This is a genomic window from Halomicrobium sp. HArcht3-1, assembly GCF_058933345.1.
On sequence record NZ_JBZYDM010000001.1, the window covers coordinates 375,101 to 393,434 of the forward strand.

The following is an 18,334-nucleotide window of genomic DNA, read 5'->3' on the forward strand; positions in this document are numbered from 1 at the left end:
CTCCTAGCCCGAACTGTGGGCTTCACGCAGCACGTCGGCGACGGCGTCGTCGGTGAATTGCTCGATCACGTCGTCGATCTCACGCCGCAGTTCGTCGCGGCGCTGTTCGAGCGCGCGCAGGTGATCGTCTCCAGCGACGCTGTCCGCGTTCGCCTGCAGGAGGGCGTTCTTGCGGACGACAGAGTGGTACTCAGAGAGCAGGTCCTCGTAGCGGTCGAACAACAGCAGTTGCTCGACGGTGTCGAGCAGTTCGTCCTTCGAGACCGGTTTGTTGAGGTAGTCGTCAAATCCCATGTCGATGATGCCATCACCCGGATCGACGGCCGTCACCATCGCGACCCGGCAGTGTGATTCCCACTCTTCGATGTGCTCCAGAACCTCGTCACCGGACATGCCGGGCATCCGGCGGTCGAGCAGGACCACGTCGATCTCCGGTCCCAGTTCGATCAACGCTTCGCCCCCCGTCGCGGCCGTGACGACCTCGAACGATGCCGATTCGAGATACATCGTGTAGGCCTCTCGGATCGGTTCCTCGTCGTCGACGACGAGGACCGTCGGGTTGGTACGCTCTCCCATATGCCGTGATAACGTAGTTCAGATATAATCTTTGCCTGCAATTCTCACAAAATATAATCAGGGGTCGCCGCGTGACACTACAGTCTCTCTGTGATCCGGTCGACGGCGACGGTCGTCCCGTCGACTTCGAGTCGATAGCTCGCCGTGCCGCCGGTTCGCTCGAACGAGGTCAGATCGCCGTCGACGACGTAGGTATCGCCGTAGCCGGCGTTGCCGGTGAAGCCAGCGACGGTAACGGTCCCGTCGCCGCTGTCTCGAATCTCGTCGTTGCCCTCCGCTCGCAGTCGTTCTTCGACGCCGCTCGCCCGTTCGACGGCCCCCTCGACGGTGAATTCGTAGGACACCTCACCTTCCTCGGTCGCGATCACGGCCAGTTCGTGGCTGGTGTCGCTGTTCCCGTCGTCGGTCCCGTCACCGACCGAACGACTCACGTCGAGCACTCGCCGTTCCAGTTCGCGCAGGACGTAATCGCCGTCGCCACCAGTTTTCGTGAAGTCGGTGACCGCGCCAGTGACGACGTAGGCGTCACCATAGCCGGTGTTGCCGGTGAAGCCAGTGACGGTCCAGGTGCCGTCGTCGTTCTGGGTGATCGAATCGTTGGTGCCCGCGCCGATCCGGTCGGTGACCTGTAGCGGGCGGATCGGTCCGGTCGCGGTCAGTTCGTACTCGACGGCACCGTCACTCGCGCCGACGATTTCGATTGGGCGTTCCTGTGGACTGTCGGTCCCGAGCAGTGCAGCGTCGGCCACGTCGCTCACGAGGTGGAAGCGCCGATAGTCCACGTCGGTATCGACGCTGATTGCTTCGATCACCTTGCCCGCGTTCGCGCCCGTGCCCCGGTAGTGGTTCGACACTGCCGTCGCACCCTCGACGGCGAACACGTCGAACTCCGGGAACGACTCCATCGGTCCGTCGCCGTCGGTGCTGTAGCCCTGTGCGATCTCCGTCGTCCCGTCGGCGAAGTGGAGGGTGACGGCCGAGGTCAGCGAGTCGGGGACCCAGCCGTTGATGACGAACTCGCCGGCGGGCAGGTGGACCGAACTGGCCGTGAACGTCGTCTGGCGTCGGCGCTGGGGCTGGCAGGTGTCGAACCCGTCGAACGTCTCGTCGCCGTTGACAGTCACCCCGGTGACGGTCCGACCGGGCGATCCCAGTCGCATCGGCCCGTCGTCGAGTGTGACGCCGTTCACTGACGAGACGAAACTCCCATCGCGGAAGTCGACACGGACGCTGTCGATGCCACTCGCGTCCGTCACCGCGACGTAGTCACACGCGACCGAGAACTGGTCGCTCGTGACCTGTCCAACGGCCGTTCCGGCGGCCCCGATAGCGACCGCGCCCGCGAGTGCTCCCCCGAGTGCACCCCCGAGAAACGTTCGTCGAGTGTTCTCGGTCCGATCGTCGTTCGACCCTCGCCTGTTCGCGTGTCGGTCCTCGGTCGGTCCCAGTGGACTGTCCGGTTCGTCACCCATACCGGCCACCTCTCTCCGCCCTTCGTTTTGTTATGCGGAGCCAACCGGTCTCTCGTCGGTGATAAGCCGATCGTACTGGGGCAATCTACGCCTGTGTCGCGGCGTTCAGGCGAGACAGTTGTGTGTCAACATTTACCAAACTATGTTCAATCGAGCCTATCGACCGTCGATTAGCCACCGGTATCGACTATTGAAGGCAAAATCTTTTCAATACGGCGTTCCGTAGGTCGATACAACAGAGGTAGCCAGTCATGCCAGCAATGGAAACCGCGGAGTTCGAGACTGACCTCAGTCTCTTCAAATACGACAACCTCGAACAGCTTCCGGCCGAGTACCGGGACCTAGAGGAGGACGAACGCACCGAGCGGATCGAGGCGGCGCTCGAAACACTCGGCGACGATGTGGTGATCCTCGGGCACAACTACCAGCGTCGCGAGATCGTCGAGCACGCCGACTTCATCGGCGACTCCTACCAACTCAGCAAGGAGGCCGCCGAGTCCGACGCCGAGTACGTCATCTTCGGCGGCGTCACCTTCATGGCCGAGTCCGCCGACATCATCACGGACGACGACCAGAGCGTGATCCTCCCGAGCATGGAGGCGTCCTGCCCGATGGCCGGGATGGCCGAAGCGCTGCAGGTCGACGCCGCGTGGGCCGAACTCACCGCAGAGACCGACGAGAACGTCATCCCGATCACCTACATGAACAGCTACGCCGACCTGAAGGCCTTCTGTGCCGAGCAAGGTGGGCTGGTCTGTACGTCCTCGAACGCCCACAGGGCCTTCGAGTACGCCTTCGAGAAGGGTGATAAGGTCCTGTTCTTGCCGGACAAGCACCTCGGTGAGAACACCGCCCACCGTCTCGGCATGGCCGAGGAGATCGTCGAGTGGGACCCGTGGGACCCCGAGTCCAAGGACGCCAGCAAGGCCGTCGACAACGACATCATCCTCTGGGACGGCTACTGTCAGGTCCACGAGCGCTTCCGCGAGAGCCACATCGAGCAGATCCGCGCCGAACACGACGACGCCAACGTCATCGTCCACCCCGAGTGTCGCCGCGAGGTCGTCGAAGCCGCTGACGAGGCCGGTTCGACCGCCCGCATCTGCGAAGTCGTCGAAGAAGCCGACGCCGGCGATACGTGGGCCATCGGTACCGAGATCCACCTCACGCATCACCTCCAGCGCTGGCACCCCGAGGTCAACGTCGTCCCGCTGTGTGGCGACGCCTGCATGGACTGCAACGCGATGCGCCAGATCGACCCGAACTACCTGACGTGGGTGCTCGAAGAACTGGTCGAGGGCCGCGAGCGAAACGTCATCGAGGTCGCACCCGAAGAGAAAGAACTCGCACAGGTCGCACTCGACCGGATGCTGGAGATCTGAGCTATGGCTACCGACAACACTCCGGAAACCGCGGACGTACTCGTGATCGGCTCCGGTATCGCCGGTCTCGCGGCGGCACTCGCCGCGGCACGCGAGGGGCAGGAGGTCGTCGTCGCGACGAAGGCCACCCGCCCAGAGGGGGCGTCCTCGTGGTGGGCACAGGGCGGCATCGCCGTCGCCCGCGACCACCCCGAACAGTTCAAACAGGACATCCTCGCGGCCTCCGACGACACGGCCGACCCCGACGCCGTCGACGTGCTCGTCGAGAACGCCAACGACGCGGTACGGGACGTGCTCGTCGAGACGCTGGATGTGAAATTTGACGCTCCCAGTGATGGCGACGAGGACTTCGACTTCACCCGCGAGGCCGCCCACAGTGAGGACCGTATCCTCCACGTCGACGCCTCGACGGGCAAGCACATCCACGTTCCCTTCCTGAACTACCTCGACGACCACGACGCCGTCGAGATCAGGGACGACACCGCCGCGCTGGACCTGATCCGCCACGAGGGCCGAGTCCACGGCGCGATGCTCGAATCCGACGGCGAATACGCGCCGGTCTACGCCGGTGCGACCGTGCTGGCGACCGGCGGTATCGGCGACCTGTTCCCCCACTCGACGAACCCGGAAGGATCGACCGGCGACGGCATTGGGATGGCCGCGCTGGCCGGTGCGGATATCGAGGACATGGAGTTCGTGCAGTTCCACCCGACGGCGTTCGACAGCGAGGACGACGACTCCTTCCTCGTCAGCGAAGCGGTGCGAGGCGAGGGCGCACACCTCCTGAACGCAGACGGTGAGCGCTTCATGCCCGACTACCACGCCGACGCCGAACTCGCGCCCCGCGACGTGGTCGCGCGTGCCGTCGCAACGGAACGCCGGGAGACTGGCGAGGTCGTGCTGGACGTGAGTCCGCTCGACTTCGCCGGTGAGTTCCCGGGTCTCGTCGCAAAGTGCGAGGATCGGGGTCATCAGACCACGTCTGATGGGCAGTCAGAACGCGCGCGTTCTGACGACGGCGTCGACTGGGAGCAGGGCATCCCCGTCGCGCCCGCCGAACACTTCCTCTGTGGCGGGGTCGACGTGGACGACCGCGGCCGGACGAGCCTCGACCGCCTCTATGCCGTCGGCGAGTGCGCACGAACGGGCGTCCACGGTGCGAACCGCCTCGCATCGACGAGTCTGCTCGAAGGGCTGGTCTGGGGGCTACGCGCCGGCGAGGACGCCGCCGGCAACGACCCCGAGGTCATCGAAGCGCCGGACCTGCTGGAACGGGACCCCGACCTCCCGGACGACTTCGCTCGCCAGAAGTTCCTGCGCCTGCGTCGCGTGATGGACGAGTACGTCGGTCTCGAACGCGACCCGGCCGATCTCAACCGCGCGCTCGCGGTGCTCCGGCGGCTCAAGGGCGAGGTCGACGCCTACGTCCGCACCCGTACGGCGCGGTCGCTGTACGAACTGCGCAACGCCACCGTGACGGCGCTGCTGGTGACGCGTCACGCACTGGAGAACGGCGAGAGCGTCGGGACCCACTACGTCGAGTCGAGCGGCGACGCGACCGACGCACAGACCCAGCAGGCCGACGACTGATGCTACTCGACAGCGACATCGAACGCTGGCTCCGCGAGGACGTGGGCCACCACGACGTGACCAACGACGTGCCCGGCGAGACGACCGGTCGACTCGTCTCTAAGGAGACCGGCGTCGTGGCCGGTCTCGACGCTGCCGCGGCCGTCTTCGACTATCTCGACGTGGCCGTCACCGAGCGCGTCGCCGACGGAACGGCAGTCGACTCCGGCGACGTGGTGCTTCGGGTCGAGGGACCGGCGCAGGCGGTCCTCCGGGGCGAGCGCGTGGCGGTCAACATTACCGGCCACGCATCCGGCATCGCCACGAAGACCCGCGCCGCCGTCGACGCCGCTCGCACGGTCAACGACGACGTGCGGATCGCCGCGACCCGCAAGACCACGCCCGGCCTGCGTGGGATCGAGAAGCGCGCCGTCGCGGCCGCCGGCGGTGATACCCACCGGCTGGATCTCTCCCAGATGGTGATGGTCAAGGACAATCACGTCGCCGAGATGGGACTCGAAGGGGCGATCACCCATTTCCGCGAACGGGCCTCCTTTGCCACCAAACTCGACGTGGAGGTCGAGGACCCCAGCGATGCCCCGCGGGCCGCGGAAGCAGGGGCCGATATCGTCCTGCTCGACAACATGACGCCCGCCGAGACGCGCGAGGCGGTCGATCTGGTGGCCGCAAGCGACGCCGACGCCCTGACGGAGGCCTCCGGCGGGATCACCGTCGAGACCGTGCCCGACTACGCCGCGACGGGCGTCGACATCATCTCGATGGGCAGTCTGACCCACTCCGCGCCGACGCTGGACCTGTCCTTTCGGACGGGGTAGGCCAGTGCGGTTGTGGGCCGATCGTAGGCGAGACTGCTATTGGTCAGGGACAACTTCGTCGACGAGAGTTCGGTACTCGTCGATCTGTCGTCGTCGTTCCCCGGAGACGGCGGCACGACATGCTTCGAGGGGCTCCGTTGCAGGCCCGAGGACCTGCGCATAGTTCGATTCGTCGGCGATTACCATGGAAACGTGCGTCTCCTTGACGACTGTTCCAAGTCCGTGGAGCCTGTCGATGGCATCGGAGACCACCGACTGATCGTCAGTGTGCAGATCATCGACGGCATCCTCGACGTACATTCGCATCCGGTCGGGCTCGTGCAGGATCCAGTAGTGGGTCGTCTCGGCGAGTACCGGACTGAAATCGCTCGCTTCGATCAGGAAGTCGACGAACGCGACGGTCTCGTCTTCTGGGATCCAGTCGAAGACATCCTCTTTCGAATGAGCGAGGTGAATACTGGCGATCTCCTCGATGGCGTCGGTTCGAGCGCCGTCACAGAGTGTGGCGATCGCTCGCTGGACCATCTCTCTCGGCGGATCCTCACGACGGTGGACAGTCTGTAGCGAGAGCACAGCCAGTGACGCCTCCGCCCGAACGACGGGATCGTCGTCGGAGAGTGCAGCGGCGATACGATCGGCTTCTTCGAAGAGGACGTAGGGAACGTGTGGGTCGTCCTCCGTCAGTCGCTTCCGTAGGGTACGGAGGACCGCGCGCCGGACAGTGGTCTCTGGCGAATCGATCAGGTTGATCAGTGCTCGACAGACACGCTCGTCGGCTGCGGACTGCGCCTCGACGAATTCCCGTCCGCCACCCTGCTGGCTACAAAAGGCGTAGTAGCCTGCAGCACCGCGCTTTTGGCTCACCGATCCGTGCTCGAACGCCTCAGCCAGTCGCGAGTGATCAGTTTCCGTCGCGTTCACGATCGCGCCGATGAGCATCCGTGACTGCCGATCCCGGTCGACCGTCTGATCGAAGAGCCGGAGCGGAACGTTGCCGACACAGAGGTCGATGGTCGATACCACTGCCAGTATTTGTTCGAGGGCCGAATTGGTAGCCGCTTGCTCCGTTTCGGTTCGTTCGGCTTCGGAGACGAGCTGTCTTACCGCCTCGTTGACGACGACCTGCTCGACATCTTCGCGAAGGGTTTCGACCGCCTCGTCGCGACTATTGGGGACGTGCCTCGTGTGGCCTCGGACGAAAGTAACCAATGAGTCGGTACTCGCTGTCGTCATGTGTCACTCACTGATTGGCAATCGATGTCCCATTCCGTTCGAATGTAGGCGACGACCTCGTCGACCCCGACACTGCCGAACCGCTCTTCGACGAGACACCAGCGCTCGTCAGCCCAGACGAAGACACAGCCTTTCCCCATGAAATCTCCTTCCTGTTCGTGGATCATAGCGGCCGCTCGGCCTTGTACAGTGATATCGGGTACCCGCTCAAATAGCGGGGCGTACACATGACCCGGCCAGTTTGTCGTCCACTGGACGTACCCATTTGAAACGCTGGCTTCGGGATTACCGCTTTTATACGCCTCAGGCATGAGTGTCGGCAGTTGGTCACACAACTCCGATTTGATTGCTTCCGAATCGCGGTCGGCGGTGTCAATCGTGAGTGTAAAGCCGCTTTCCATGTTTTCCGATCTGACAACAGTAGGAAAGATTTTGCGATAGGATTTAGTTAACCACTGAGTGAATATACACGTCGTTTTTGTCGTGTGACTACGCGGAGACCGGCGTCGACATCATCTCGATGGGTACGCTCACCCACTCCGCGCCGACGCTGGACCTGTCTTTTCGGACGGGGTAGCCGATACGGTGCTCATCTCCCGTCGGTGATCGTCGCCGGGCGATTGGCGAGATAGCGGTGGCCGCCGACCGCGACCAGTGCCAGTCCGACGGTCCACTGGAGACCACCGGCGAGGAAGCGGTAGGGCGGAGGGGCGCCACCGCCGTAGGTGAGCCTCGTCACGGCGTAGCCGTCGCCCGTCTCGACGACGGTGCCGGCCTCGTCCCACTCCGTGGCCGTCACGTCGGCGATTCTGGTGTCCATGCCCGCCCCCGTCACGTAGTGATCGGTCGTGCGGCCGTCACGGCGGACGGTTCGCCTGAGGCCCGGCGAAGCGTCTTCGATGGGGACCGCGATGGCGTCGAGCAGTGTCGCCGGCTCGACCGGCGTGAGCGTGAGCAGCCGCTCGTCCTCGCTCACCGACGCCGTGGACCGGTGGGTGAGTTCCGTGCGCTCGTAGAACCCCTGTGGCAGGTGTACGAAGCGCTGGGCGTCGGTCCACGACGGATCCGTCCGCTCGACCGTCGCGGTCCTGATCGGACCGGAGTCGTTCAGCAACCACTTGTCGAGTCGGCAGAGCCGGTCGGGACTCCTGTCTGTCAGGCCGTCACAGCCGACGCCGGCCAGTGTCTCTGGTGGGGCGGCAGACTCGCCATCCACGGTAAAGCGCAACTCGCCGGCCTCGACGGAGACGTTCACGCGCTGGTAGTCGTAGCTCGGGCTGCCGGGTGAGACGACGTGGAGGTGACCGACGTTGGCGAGCAGGCACGTCCCCACGACGAGCAGGAGGAGACCGGTACGGGCGTCGGAATTCAGGGACACGGCTGGGGCTTTCGAGCCTGGCGCTTACCGATTGGGTCCAGACACTATGGACTCCGGGTCGACATCTCGTCGGCGAGCGGTCGCAGCGCGCCGCCGAACCCCGACACGGAAGTCACTCGGCTGCGAACGGTCCGGCGATGCCTGCGGCGATCTATCATTGCGAGGCCCACGGCTACCACGAGGGCGCGTGTCCGGTCTGCGACGACGAGGGTACCCACGTCCTAAACGGCGCGCGCCGGAAGCGACTCTCGAAGTTCTGTAGCGGCGCGCTCAGACACTTTCCCGACGATGCGGGGATCGCACTCGACGAGGCCGGCTGGACCGACTGGGACGCGCTGGTCGCCGCGGTCGAGCGGAAGTACGACTGGGCGACGGCCGAACACGTCGCTGCGGTCGTCGCCACCGATCCCAAGGGACGCTTCGAGCGCGACGAGACCGGTGGCCGCGTCAGAGCTGCCTACGGCCACTCAGTCGACGTGGTCCTCGATGCCGCCGAGACGCCGGTACCGGACACGCTGTACCACGGCACCGCACCGCGGAACGTCGACGCGATCCGCGAGGAGGGACTCCGACCGATGGATCGCCAGCAGGTCCATCTCTCGGACAGCGTCGACGCGGCCCGTGCGGTCGGTGCACGCCATGCCAGCGACCCGGTCGTGTTTGCCGTCGATGCCGCCAGTATGCTTGCCGACGACCACCGGATCGTCCGGCGGGGCACCGAGACGTACACGACCGACCGGATCGACCCGGGCTATCTTCGTCTGTTCGATCGGTAGTGTGACCATCGGTATCGACCGATACGTCCGGGGATCAGCGGACCTGACCGCTGCACAGACTGCAGTAACCGGTACGCTTATCAGAATTCTGGCGCTTGTCTCACACGTACTGCTGAACGTCACCGACTGACAGGGACACATGGTGTCGGGCAACAACGGAACAACGCCGGTCGCAGAGACACTGTTACAGCGGCCGCTCCGTTCGGTTCTGTCGAGCGACGAAGCCGTCACACAGGTCCTGACGAACACCCGCGTCGGCGTCACTCGGGTCGATGACGAAGGCGAGACGACGGTCGAACCCGGCTCGGACACCGGTGCCGTCGCGGTGATCACCGACTGCCGACTCGTCTTTGTCGTCGCCGATCCGGTGACTCGGGACGATGACTTCGTGGCCGCCGTCCCGTTCGACGACCTCGACGGGATCGAAAAGCGCTCGGAGCTGTTGACGCAGGCGCTCGTCGTCGAGACGACTGCGGGCGTCCGCTGGGACTTTACCGCCCGCACCGCCGCGGCGGTCGACGAGGCCGTCGAGACGCTACAGGACCAACTGGCCGAGCACCTCCTCGGCGTGGCCGCGGACCACCACGACGTCGCCGACGCGACCGACGACCCGGCGGCGCGTGCCGACGAACTTGAGGCGGCACTCGACGCCTACCGCCGGGCCGCCGAGTTGCTCGGTGACGACCGGAGTCGCGTCAGTGAGGCCGAGCGTGCGGCCCGCGACGATGCTGAGGCCGTCATCACGAGCCTCGTCGCCGCTCATCGCGACCACGGCGAGCAGGCGACGGCTGCCGCCGAGTGGGAACTGGCGGCCGACAACGACGAATCAGCCTACGAACTCCTCGTGAAAGCACGCGAGGCCTACGACCGCGCGCTCGAACTCGCACGCGCGTATCCACCGGGCGACCCGGGTACGGTCGAACGCGAGCGTGCGCACGTCGACGACGTGCTCGAACCGCTGAAAGTCGAGTTCGCCGTCGCCGAAGCCGGCGACGGCTGAGACGGATCGACCGTGAACACGGCGACAGCCCGTGTGTGCTGTCGGTCGATTAGCCGTCTCAGGCGGTAAAGTCGTCGAAGATCCCGGAGAACTCGTATGGCTCCTGATCGATCTGACTGCTCTCGTAGAGGGCGCTACCCGCGCCGTTGTCGCGGACGAGTTCCCAGAAGGACAGCCAGCGGAGGTTCTTTTGGCTGGCGAAATCGAGCACCGTCTGTGCGTCCTCGGGGTAGAAGACGTTCGAGTCGATGTCGTTCTGGCCGATCATCGGCGTCAGTCCGATCATGTTCCAGCGCTGGGCCGCCGAGCGGTTCGGGTACACCTCGCCCAGTTGGGTGTGGACGTTCTCGGCCGCCTCGACGACGGTCTCGCCGCTCATCTCGAACGACGAGCCGTAGTTCATCGTCATGAGGTTCACGGCACTGAGGTCGACACCGCGGTCGGCGGCGTCTTCGAGGACGAACAACACGTCGTTGCTCGACTGCTCTGGTAGCCCGTAGGGCATCACCGGCAACGTATAGGAGATTTCGAGATCGGGATACTCCTCCTGCAGCATCGCCAGTGCCTCGTTACGCCGTTCGATGACCGACGGGTTCGAGCGGATGTGCTGTTCTTCGTCGAAGTCGATGAACTGGGCGTCGTACTCCTCGACGACGCTGGCGTACTTCTGTTTGAGCGTGTTCGCGTCCGTGATCGCTTCCGCGAGGTAGGTGCCACTGAGGCCACCGAAGGAGATGATGACTTCGCCGCCGTGGTCGGCCCGGAGGTCGGCGATCTGGCTGCCCATGTCGAGTCGCGGGCTGTCCTCGCCGACGATCAGGTTCGAGTCGCCAGCCCACGCCGGCTTGCCATCGGCGGCATTGACGAACGCGAGCGTGAAGTACTTCGTTCCGGCATCGGCGACGGAGTCGGTCAGCGACTGCTGATCGTCCAACGTCACGTCGACGAACGGTGCGAAGACGTTCTCTGGGATCGTTCCCACGTTCGGGTCGTCCGACGATCCGTCGTCGCTCCCGTCGTCCGACCCGCCGTCGGCCGGCCCGATCTCTTTCCAGGGACCCCACTCCTGCGAGCCCGGTTCGTCGCCCTGTGTCCACCAGTTCGCTTCGTAGATGGTCCCCTCGTGGACGACTCGGTCGCCGCTCGCGTACGCGGTTTCGGCGTCCCAGACGGGATAGTCGCCACTTGGTGTATCGGTCGGCGTGTCCGTCGGCGTCTCTGTTGGGGTGTCGGTCGGTGTGTCGGTCGGCGTGTCCGTCGGCGTCGCGGTCGGCGTGTCGGTGTCGCTCCCGCCGCCTGCCGGGCCGATCTTTTCCCAAGGACCCCACTGGTTCGCGCCGGGTTCGTCGCCCTGCGTCCACCATCCGGCCTCCCAGATCGCCCCGTCGTACACGACCCGGTCACCCGACGTGTACGTCGCCTCCGCGTCCCAGGTCGGGTACTGTTGCTGTGGCGCTACCGTGCCCACACCCGCCAGACCGACGAGCGTCGACAGTGACTTGATGTACGTGCGTCGTCGCATGTTCTGAATCTCCCGTGTTGTCGGTCAGGATCGACGCGCTGGTGGCCTTCTACTGTCGTCCCACATCCACCGCTCGACTGTTGCGGTCCCGACCACGGACCAATACTAACATCCAAACGTCTAAAATATAACCATCTATCGTGTGTAACGATGGCGAACGCGTCGTGCTGTCGCTCGTCGCACAGTCGAGCGTGCGCCGTGTGTGAACGACCGACGCCGACGACTGCGTCGCTGTCACTGCGTGGGGCGACGGCTCACTCCAGCAGCGACCCGCCCGTCATGGCCGCTGGCTGTTCGATCCCCATCAGGGAGAGCATCGTCGGTGCGATGTCGGCCAGCGTGCCGCCGTCGCGGGCCGTCCGACCGCCGTCCGTCCCGTCGGTAGCGAGGTAAACGAACGGCACCGGGTTCAGCGTGTGTGCGGTGTGGGGGTCCTCGACGGTGCCCATGTCGTCGGCGTTGCCGTGGTCGGCACAGATGCAGACCGCACCGCCAGCGCCGGTGATCCCGTCGACGAGGCGACCGAGTTGCTCGTCGACGGCCTCGACGGCTTCGATGGCGGCCTCGAAGTCGCCAGTGTGACCCACCATGTCCGGGTTCGCGTAGTTACAGACCAGCGCGTCGGGGTTCGATTCCTCGATCACCTCGATTGCCGTGTCGGTCACCTCGGGGGCGCTCATCTCGGGCTGGCGGTCGTAAGTCGGTACGTCGGGACTCTCGACGATCCGGCGGATCTCGCCGTCGAACTCGACTTCTCGCCCGCCGTTGAGGAAGTAGGTGACGTGGGCGTACTTCTCTGTCTCGGCCAGCCTGAGCTGTGTGTGGCCCGTTTCGGCGAGTATCTCGCCCAGCACGTCCTCGGGCTGATTGGGCGAGAACGCCACGGGCAGATCGAAGGTGGCGTCGTACTGCGTCATGGTCACCAGTTCGATCTCGGGTGGCTCGGTGTCGGCCCCCCAGTCCTCGGGCCGGATGTCGCCGAGCATCCGCGTCAACTGTCTGGCGCGGTCCGAACGGAAATTGAAGAAGACGACGGCGTCGCCGTCGTCGAGTGCAGGCTGGTCAGCGATCAGCGTCGGCTCGACGAACTCGTCGGTGTCGTCCCGGTCGTAGGAGTCGGTGACGGCCTCGACGGCGGTGTCGGCGGTGTACTCGGCGTCGCGATTCACGATGGCGTCGTACGCCCGACGCGTGCGCTCCCAGTTCTGGTCGCGGTCCATCGCGTAGTACCGACCCGAGACGGTCGCGACGTGACCCGTGCCCCGTTCGTCGGCGTGGGCCTGCAGTTCGGCGAGATAGTCCTCACCCCCGGTCGGCGAGGTGTCCCGGCCGTCGGTGAAGGCGTGGGTGACCGCCGCGACGCCCTCGTCGGCGGCGAAGTCGATCAGCGCGTGGAGGTGCTTCTGGTAGGAGTGGACCCCGCCGTCCGAGACCAGCCCCATGAAGTGAACGCGTCCGTCGTGGTCCGCGGCGTAGTCGAACGCGGACTGGAGCCGTTCGTTCTCGAAGAAGGTGCCGTCCTCGATACTGTCGGTGACTCGCGCGGAGTCCTGCGTGACGACCCGCCCGGCACCGATGTTGAGGTGGCCGACCTCGGAGTTCCCCATCTGGCCCTCGGGCAGGCCCACCCGACGGCCGTGGGTTTCGAGCGTACTGAACGCACCTGCCTCGCGATACCGGTCGAAATTGGGCGTGTCGGCGGCGGCGACCGCGTCCCGCACGTCCGTCTCGGGATTCAGGCCCCAGCCGTCCAGAATGACGAGTCCGACTTGCATACTCGACCGGTGGCGGGGGTGACTCAATAGCGTGTCGGCTACTAGTCGTCGTTGCGATTTGCTTCCTCGCACCGATCACTGTGACGACCGTCGTGAATAACTATGGAAAGCCCTCGCCCCGCTTGCTCGCAAACGCAGAGTGACCCTGTAACGCTCTGAAAGCCCTCGCTACCGCGGTCTGCGCGGGCGCTATCCGACTGGAAGGAGGATATCCCGCACAGACCGCGGTAGCGAGCCGAGGGCTTTCGAGATCTTGGTTGCAGCGGTCGGTTCAGTGGCTGCTGGGAGGGCTTTCGAGGACCTGTCTGCTGTCCTCGCGGATCTGACGGCCACTCGTCGCAGGAAGGGACCGGGGGTCGCCGCGAACCCGGGAGTTATACGTCTCGCTGGCGACTGGTGGGGTATGAGTCAGACGATCATCGACGAGGAGTTCGCCGACAACATCGTGACGACCGCGCGCACGGCCACTGGCGACAGCCTGCGATCGGTGACGTACTTCACGCGAGCGAACTTCGAGCAACTGTACCTTCGTGGCGACCTCGAACAGGACGCGGACCTGAACGACTTCGTCGGCCACGAGTGGCAGGGGTACAAGCAGACAGAGAACGCCTATCAGGAGTCCGAACTGGGCGAGTACCAGTTCACAGTTCGGGCGTTCGAGAACGGCTACCTGCTGCGAGTCACCGCCGACCGTGCCGGTGTGTTGATCACCACCGACGGGCTGTCGATGACCTCCTACGAGGAGATCGCGGAGGCCATCGGCCGGATGCTCGACGAGCAGGCCGGCGAGGAGTAAGCGGGCCGCTCCGGGGGCTGGAACCGGACGCCGTGACAATTCTTATACGCCACCGGCGAAAGCCACGCATATGACACTCGACCCGGTGCACGTCGACGGCATCGCGCGGCTGGCGGGCCAGATCGAGCAGGGGGTCGACGAGCAGGACCACCGGGAGTTCGCCGAGACCGTCTGGCAGGAGTTCCTCGATCCGCTGTTGGTCGATGGAACGCCGGTCCTCGAACCGGTCGGCGAGCAACGCCGCCGGAAGGTCTCCATCGAGGACGCCGCCCTGCAGGCGACGGCCTTCGACACCCAGCACGGACTCGATTCGGGGACGATCAATCCGACGACGTTCAAGAACGGCCTCGTCCTCGATGTCGCACAGGCGGCGATGAGCGCTGTCCCGTCGGATCTGGACCTCCACCGGGGGCGGACGATCGTCATGACCGCCCACACCAACGACCAGACGGTCGGACTGGACGAGGAATGGCGAATGGACGACGAGGGGTACGCACGCCGGCGCGTGCTCCAGACGCCGCGGGTCGACCGCTACGAGCAGGACGTGGTCCACGCGCTCGCACTCTACCTCGCCGAGAGCGAGCACGCCCTCGATCAGGCCGATGTCGTCCAGGATCTGCTCGTCCTCGATGGGCCGATCTATCCGACCGGCCTGCTCCAGTGGGCCGACCACGACCCCGAACTCGCCGAACTGCTCGTCAAAGAGGACGTGCTTGCCGTCGTCGAGAACTACGTCCGACTGGTCGAGCGCTTTCTCGACCGGGACGTGCCGCTGATCGGCTTCGTCAAATCGACCGGCTCGAAAGCGATCACGCGGGCGGTCCGACGGCAGCGTGGGCAGGCACCGTGGGCCAACGACGCCGCTTTCTTCACCAAACTGCTGGAACGGCGCGACGACGACGGCGAGCGCCTGACCGACGCGCTGACGTGTACGAACTGGTTCTGCTCGCGCGTGGGCACCGACCACCCCCTCTCCTCGCAGGGCGACGCGCTGGGCATCGAACGCAAACTCGATCCGGCAGCCTACGAAGTGACCTTCTTCGTCGTCTACGACCCCCGCGAGGACCTGCTGTACCGGATCGAAGCACCCCACGGCGTCACCCGGGACGAGCAGCGCCGCCGCCAGATCACCCGACAAGTACTGGCCGACATCGCTGCAGAGCGTGGCCCGCCCCTGTCGGTCGCCAAAGCCGACGAACTCGCCCGGATCGGCCAGGACGAGAAGGCGGCGCTGCGCGAGAAGATCGAAGCGCAGTTCGACAGCGACCGCCAGCGCGAGTACAACGACGTGCGCTGGGGCGCGGAGTTCGAGGAGTTCTAAGCGAGCGTCACTCCTCGTCTGCAGTCTCCTCCGGGGCCTCGGACGTGGACAGACCGGCGTCTGGCGCTCGTTCGAGTGCGGGCGGGACTTCCCGGTCGGCCGCGTACCCGTCGAACCAGCGGACGATCCGTTCGATTCGGTCGACGACGTGGCCGGGCTGACCGCTCCGGGAGAGTTCGTGGCCCTCGTCAGGATAGCGGACGAGGCGGGTGTCGACGCCGTGCTTGCGGAGGATGCGATGGAAGAGTTCGGCGGTACAGATCGGCGTCCGGTAGTCGTCCTCGCCGTGGAGCACGAGCGTCGGGGTCTCGACCTCGTGGGCGTGTCCCGTGGGGGACTTGTCTTGCAGGACTCCCGGATCCGCCCACGGCGTCGTGCCGAAATCGTCTTCGACCAGTTTGTACGCCCAGTCCGTCGACCCGTAGAAGCCGATCAGGTCGTAGACGCCCCGCTGGGAGACGGCGGCGGTAAAGCGGTCCGTGTGGCTCACCAGCCACGCCGTCATGTACCCGCCGAAGCTCCCGCCGGTGAGGAACTGCTGGTCCGCGTCGACGTACGACCGCTCTGTCACCGCCTCGACCCCGGCGAGCACGTCGCTGGCGGTGATCGGTCCCCAGTCGCCCTCGATGGCCTGCATGTAGGTCTCACCGTAGCCCGTCGACCCGCGCGGGTTCGACCAGAAGACGACGTAGCCACTGGCCGCCAGCGTCTGGAACTCGTGCCACATCGTCCCGCTCGTCGTCCACATCGCGTGTGGGCCGCCGTGGACCTCGACGACGAGCGGGTACGTCTCCTCGGGATCGAAATCGGGTGGTGTCAGCACCCAGCCCTGACAGGTCTCGCCGCCCGCCTCGTCGCCCAGATCGCCGACTGGATAGCTGATCTCCTCAGGCTTCTGGACGGCGTGGTTCGCGAGGTAGTCGGCGTTGCACGCCGTGAGCCGCGCCGCTTCGCCGGTGTCGAGATCGGCACTGAACAGGTCCCCGGGGTGGTCCCACGAACTCTGGACGTACACGATCCGGTCGCCCAGCACGTCGAACCCGGCGACCGACGACCACTCGTCGCGACGCACGCGCTCGGGAACGCGGTCGGTCGCCCGTGGCTCCGAGTCGTCAGCGTCCGACGCGTCAGGCGCGTCGATCTGCCAGAGAGCCGTCGCACCCTCGTCGGGTGTTCCGAAGTACAGGGTCTCCCCGTCCCACGTCGGGCGCAGGTCGACGGCGAGCGACCGGTCGAGTCGTGCAGTGAGGTCGTGGACGCCACCCTCCTCGTCCAGCAGGTGTAGCTCCGTCTGTGCCAGCGTCCCGTCCTCGGGATCGGTGTAGGGGATGGCGACGCGCTCGCCGCTGGCCGCAAGCCGGGGCTGGAAGGTCGTCGTCTCGTGGACCACGTCGACGCTGTCGGTCGCGAGGTCGTAGCGTCTGATCTCCGTCTCCAGCGAGTCGTCCGGGTCGGGCACGTCGGCGTCGCAGGCAAGATAGAGCGTCTCGGGACCGCCCCAGACCGGGCTGACGTGTTCGCGGTCGGCAGTCGTCAGGCGCTCGACGTCGTCGCCGTCGAGGGTGACGAGATACACCTGCTGTCGCTTGCCGTCGGTGTACTCCTCTGCGGTCCGGTACACCGTCCGGTCGACGACTCGTGGGTCCGGTGATTCTGGTTCGTACTCTTCGGAGACTTCGAGGTCACGGTCGGCCTCGCGGTCGTCCGGGCTTACCCGCTGGACGAACGCGATACGGTCGCCGTCGGGCGACCACGCGAGTTGTTCGACGCCGCCGACCACCTCGGTCACCTGCCGGGCCTCGCCACCGTCGGTCGGGAGGACCCAGAGTTGCTGGCGGTCGTCCGCCGCGCCGCGGGTCGAGGCGAACGCGAGCCGGTCGCCGCTCGGACTCCAGCGCGGTTCCGAGTCGACCCCCTCCGCGAGCGTGAACCGTCGAGACTCGCCGCCCTCGCTGTCGACGACGTGGATGGTTGCCTCGTACGCCTCGTCGTCTTTCGCCGTCCGGTGGACGTACGCTACCTGATCCCCGTCAGGCGAGAGCCGCGGTGTCGCGATCTGATCGAGGTCGTAGAAGTCCGCCGCCACTATCGGATCCATACCTCCGTGTGTGACTGGCAGTCAAAGACTGTAGTGGATCGCCATCGACCCCAGATCGAGTACAGCGACGTGCTATGGGGCGCGGCGTTCGAGGAGCTCTAATCGCTTCTCTCCTGGTTCTGACTGGCGTGCAGACACCGAACGCAATGAGTATGATCTCGAAAGTCGAGCGAAGCGAGTCTTTCAGTGCTTTCCAGACCGTTTCAGAACAGTAGTGGCGTCAGAGCCAGTGTTTCACGCCTCGGGACCGGCTTCCTGGACCTGCACGACTTCGATCTCCACGACTTCCTCCGGGACGCCGACGCGGGCGAACTGGGTCCGGAGGTGTTCTTTCGCGGCCGCGATGGCTCCCTCCCGGTCGGTAAAACCCCGCGGCATCGGCGACTCGAAGGCCACCCTGACCTCCTCGCCGTCGATCTGCTGTGTCTGGCCCCCGCTCTCGACTTCGTAGAAGGCATCACACACCCAGACGTAGGGCGCGTCCTCGTCGGGCGCACCCTTGAACGAGGGGGCGTGTTCGCCCTGTTCGTACAGGGTCCCCGTCAGCTCCGTCCCACCAGCCTGACCACGGATCAGTAACATACTGTGACATACGGTACC

16 protein-coding genes and 1 pseudogene are annotated in these 18,334 nt (G+C 65.5%); 8 read left to right on the forward strand and 9 right to left on the reverse strand.

Going from position 1 to position 18,334, the window contains the following annotated elements:
• Window positions 1-3: 3 nt before the first annotated feature.
• Together AC5FRW_RS02020 and AC5FRW_RS02025 are read right to left on the reverse strand one after the other, a co-directional pair.
• Complete coding sequence (locus tag AC5FRW_RS02020; RefSeq protein WP_493566749.1) at window positions 4-576, reverse strand: response regulator; 573 nt, start codon at window positions 574-576, stop codon at window positions 4-6.
• A gap of 77 nt (window positions 577-653) precedes the next feature.
• A complete protein-coding gene (locus AC5FRW_RS02025) occupies window positions 654-2,048 on the reverse strand; it encodes a hypothetical protein (protein ID WP_493566750.1) in 1,395 nt (464 codons plus the stop codon).
• A 251-nt stretch (window positions 2,049-2,299) separates the two neighbouring features.
• Here AC5FRW_RS02025 and nadA point away from each other — a divergent pair, with 251 nt between their 5' ends.
• From nadA to nadC, 3 genes are read left to right on the forward strand one after another with little or no spacing between them, the layout of a single operon-like run.
• Window positions 2,300-3,430 carry a quinolinate synthase NadA gene (nadA, locus tag AC5FRW_RS02030; protein WP_493566751.1) on the forward strand — a complete coding sequence of 377 codons (1,131 nt, stop codon included), beginning with the start codon at window positions 2,300-2,302 and terminating at the stop codon, window positions 3,428-3,430.
• 3 nt (window positions 3,431-3,433) lie between these two features.
• Window positions 3,434-5,020: an L-aspartate oxidase gene (locus AC5FRW_RS02035; protein WP_493566752.1), complete on the forward strand. Its 1,587-nt coding sequence runs from the start codon at window positions 3,434-3,436 to the stop codon at window positions 5,018-5,020.
• The gene (nadC, locus tag AC5FRW_RS02040; RefSeq protein ID WP_493566753.1) at window positions 5,020-5,835 is read left to right on the forward strand and encodes a carboxylating nicotinate-nucleotide diphosphorylase; all 816 of its coding nucleotides are present in this window, start codon (window positions 5,020-5,022) and stop codon (window positions 5,833-5,835) included. The genes AC5FRW_RS02035 and nadC overlap by 1 nt, the downstream gene beginning before the upstream one ends.
• Before the next feature lie 36 nt (window positions 5,836-5,871).
• Here nadC and AC5FRW_RS02045 read toward each other — a convergent pair whose 3' ends face one another.
• Entirely contained in the window at window positions 5,872-7,068 is a 1,197-nt protein-coding gene (locus AC5FRW_RS02045) for a hypothetical protein (protein WP_493566754.1), read from the reverse strand.
• Complete coding sequence (locus AC5FRW_RS02050) at window positions 7,065-7,235, reverse strand: hypothetical protein (RefSeq protein ID WP_493566755.1); 171 nt, start codon at window positions 7,233-7,235, stop codon at window positions 7,065-7,067. Before AC5FRW_RS02050 ends, AC5FRW_RS02045 begins: the two co-directional genes overlap by 4 nt.
• A 320-nt stretch (window positions 7,236-7,555) precedes the next feature.
• On the opposite strand from AC5FRW_RS02050, the pseudogene AC5FRW_RS02055 reads away from it, so the two are divergent.
• Window positions 7,556-7,645: pseudogene (locus AC5FRW_RS02055) on the forward strand (carboxylating nicotinate-nucleotide diphosphorylase); the annotation flags it as partial.
• Window positions 7,646-7,657: 12 nt separating this feature from the next.
• On the opposite strand, the gene AC5FRW_RS02060 reads toward AC5FRW_RS02055, so the two are convergent.
• Window positions 7,658-8,446 (reverse strand): DUF8127 domain-containing protein, encoded by a 789-nt coding sequence (locus AC5FRW_RS02060; protein ID WP_493566756.1) that lies wholly within the window; start codon window positions 8,444-8,446, stop codon window positions 7,658-7,660.
• 137 nt (window positions 8,447-8,583) lie between these two features.
• On the opposite strand from AC5FRW_RS02060, the gene AC5FRW_RS02065 reads away from it, so the two are divergent.
• Together AC5FRW_RS02065 and AC5FRW_RS02070 are read left to right on the forward strand one after the other, a co-directional pair.
• A complete protein-coding gene (locus AC5FRW_RS02065; protein WP_493566757.1) occupies window positions 8,584-9,222 on the forward strand; it encodes an RNA 2'-phosphotransferase in 639 nt (212 codons plus the stop codon).
• Window positions 9,223-9,361: 139 nt separating this feature from the next.
• Window positions 9,362-10,222, forward strand: a complete 861-nt coding sequence (locus AC5FRW_RS02070) for a hypothetical protein (RefSeq protein WP_493566758.1) — start codon at window positions 9,362-9,364, stop codon at window positions 10,220-10,222.
• Between the two features lie 58 nt (window positions 10,223-10,280).
• Here AC5FRW_RS02070 and AC5FRW_RS02075 read toward each other — a convergent pair whose 3' ends face one another.
• Entirely contained in the window at window positions 10,281-11,744 is a 1,464-nt protein-coding gene (locus AC5FRW_RS02075) for a carbohydrate-binding protein (RefSeq protein WP_493566759.1), read from the reverse strand.
• A gap of 254 nt (window positions 11,745-11,998) precedes the next feature.
• The gene (gene gpmI, locus AC5FRW_RS02080) at window positions 11,999-13,519 is read right to left on the reverse strand and encodes a 2,3-bisphosphoglycerate-independent phosphoglycerate mutase (RefSeq protein ID WP_493566760.1); all 1,521 of its coding nucleotides are present in this window, start codon (window positions 13,517-13,519) and stop codon (window positions 11,999-12,001) included.
• Window positions 13,520-13,922: 403 nt separating this feature from the next.
• Here gpmI and AC5FRW_RS02085 point away from each other — a divergent pair, with 403 nt between their 5' ends.
• Together AC5FRW_RS02085 and AC5FRW_RS02090 are read left to right on the forward strand one after the other, a co-directional pair.
• Complete coding sequence (locus AC5FRW_RS02085; RefSeq protein WP_493566761.1) at window positions 13,923-14,315, forward strand: DUF7522 family protein; 393 nt, start codon at window positions 13,923-13,925, stop codon at window positions 14,313-14,315.
• A 70-nt stretch (window positions 14,316-14,385) separates the two neighbouring features.
• Window positions 14,386-15,636, forward strand: coding sequence for a DNA double-strand break repair nuclease NurA (locus tag AC5FRW_RS02090; RefSeq protein ID WP_493566762.1), 1,251 nt, complete (start codon window positions 14,386-14,388; stop codon window positions 15,634-15,636).
• Between the two features lie 7 nt (window positions 15,637-15,643).
• On the opposite strand, the gene AC5FRW_RS02095 is transcribed toward AC5FRW_RS02090, so the two are convergent.
• Both AC5FRW_RS02095 and AC5FRW_RS02100 read right to left on the reverse strand, forming a co-directional pair.
• Window positions 15,644-17,734: a S9 family peptidase gene (locus tag AC5FRW_RS02095; RefSeq protein WP_493566763.1), complete on the reverse strand. Its 2,091-nt coding sequence runs from the start codon at window positions 17,732-17,734 to the stop codon at window positions 15,644-15,646.
• A 234-nt stretch (window positions 17,735-17,968) separates the two neighbouring features.
• Entirely contained in the window at window positions 17,969-18,316 is a 348-nt protein-coding gene (locus AC5FRW_RS02100) for a DUF7113 family protein (RefSeq protein ID WP_493566764.1), read from the reverse strand.
• Window positions 18,317-18,334: the final 18 nt, after the last annotated feature.

Bases quoted from the DNA above. Each gene is read 5' to 3' on its own strand.
- AC5FRW_RS02020 (WP_493566749.1), bottom strand. From the start codon at position 576: ATGGGAGAGCGTACCAACCCGACGGTCCTCGTCGTCGACGACGAGGAA.
- AC5FRW_RS02025 (WP_493566750.1), bottom strand. From the start codon at position 2,048: ATGGGTGACGAACCGGACAGTCCACTGGGACCGACCGAGGACCGACAC.
- nadA (WP_493566751.1), top strand. From the start codon at position 2,300: ATGCCAGCAATGGAAACCGCGGAGTTCGAGACTGACCTCAGTCTCTTC.
- AC5FRW_RS02035 (WP_493566752.1), top strand. From the start codon at position 3,434: ATGGCTACCGACAACACTCCGGAAACCGCGGACGTACTCGTGATCGGC.
- nadC (WP_493566753.1), top strand. From the start codon at position 5,020: ATGCTACTCGACAGCGACATCGAACGCTGGCTCCGCGAGGACGTGGGC.
- AC5FRW_RS02045 (WP_493566754.1), bottom strand. From the start codon at position 7,068: ATGACGACAGCGAGTACCGACTCATTGGTTACTTTCGTCCGAGGCCAC.
- AC5FRW_RS02050 (WP_493566755.1), bottom strand. From the start codon at position 7,235: ATGATCCACGAACAGGAAGGAGATTTCATGGGGAAAGGCTGTGTCTTC.
- AC5FRW_RS02065 (WP_493566757.1), top strand. From the start codon at position 8,584: ATGCCTGCGGCGATCTATCATTGCGAGGCCCACGGCTACCACGAGGGC.
- AC5FRW_RS02070 (WP_493566758.1), top strand. From the start codon at position 9,362: ATGGTGTCGGGCAACAACGGAACAACGCCGGTCGCAGAGACACTGTTA.
- AC5FRW_RS02075 (WP_493566759.1), bottom strand. From the start codon at position 11,744: ATGCGACGACGCACGTACATCAAGTCACTGTCGACGCTCGTCGGTCTG.
- gpmI (WP_493566760.1), bottom strand. From the start codon at position 13,519: ATGCAAGTCGGACTCGTCATTCTGGACGGCTGGGGCCTGAATCCCGAG.
- AC5FRW_RS02085 (WP_493566761.1), top strand. From the start codon at position 13,923: ATGAGTCAGACGATCATCGACGAGGAGTTCGCCGACAACATCGTGACG.
- AC5FRW_RS02090 (WP_493566762.1), top strand. From the start codon at position 14,386: ATGACACTCGACCCGGTGCACGTCGACGGCATCGCGCGGCTGGCGGGC.
- AC5FRW_RS02095 (WP_493566763.1), bottom strand. From the start codon at position 17,734: ATGGATCCGATAGTGGCGGCGGACTTCTACGACCTCGATCAGATCGCG.
- AC5FRW_RS02100 (WP_493566764.1), bottom strand. From the start codon at position 18,316: ATGTTACTGATCCGTGGTCAGGCTGGTGGGACGGAGCTGACGGGGACC.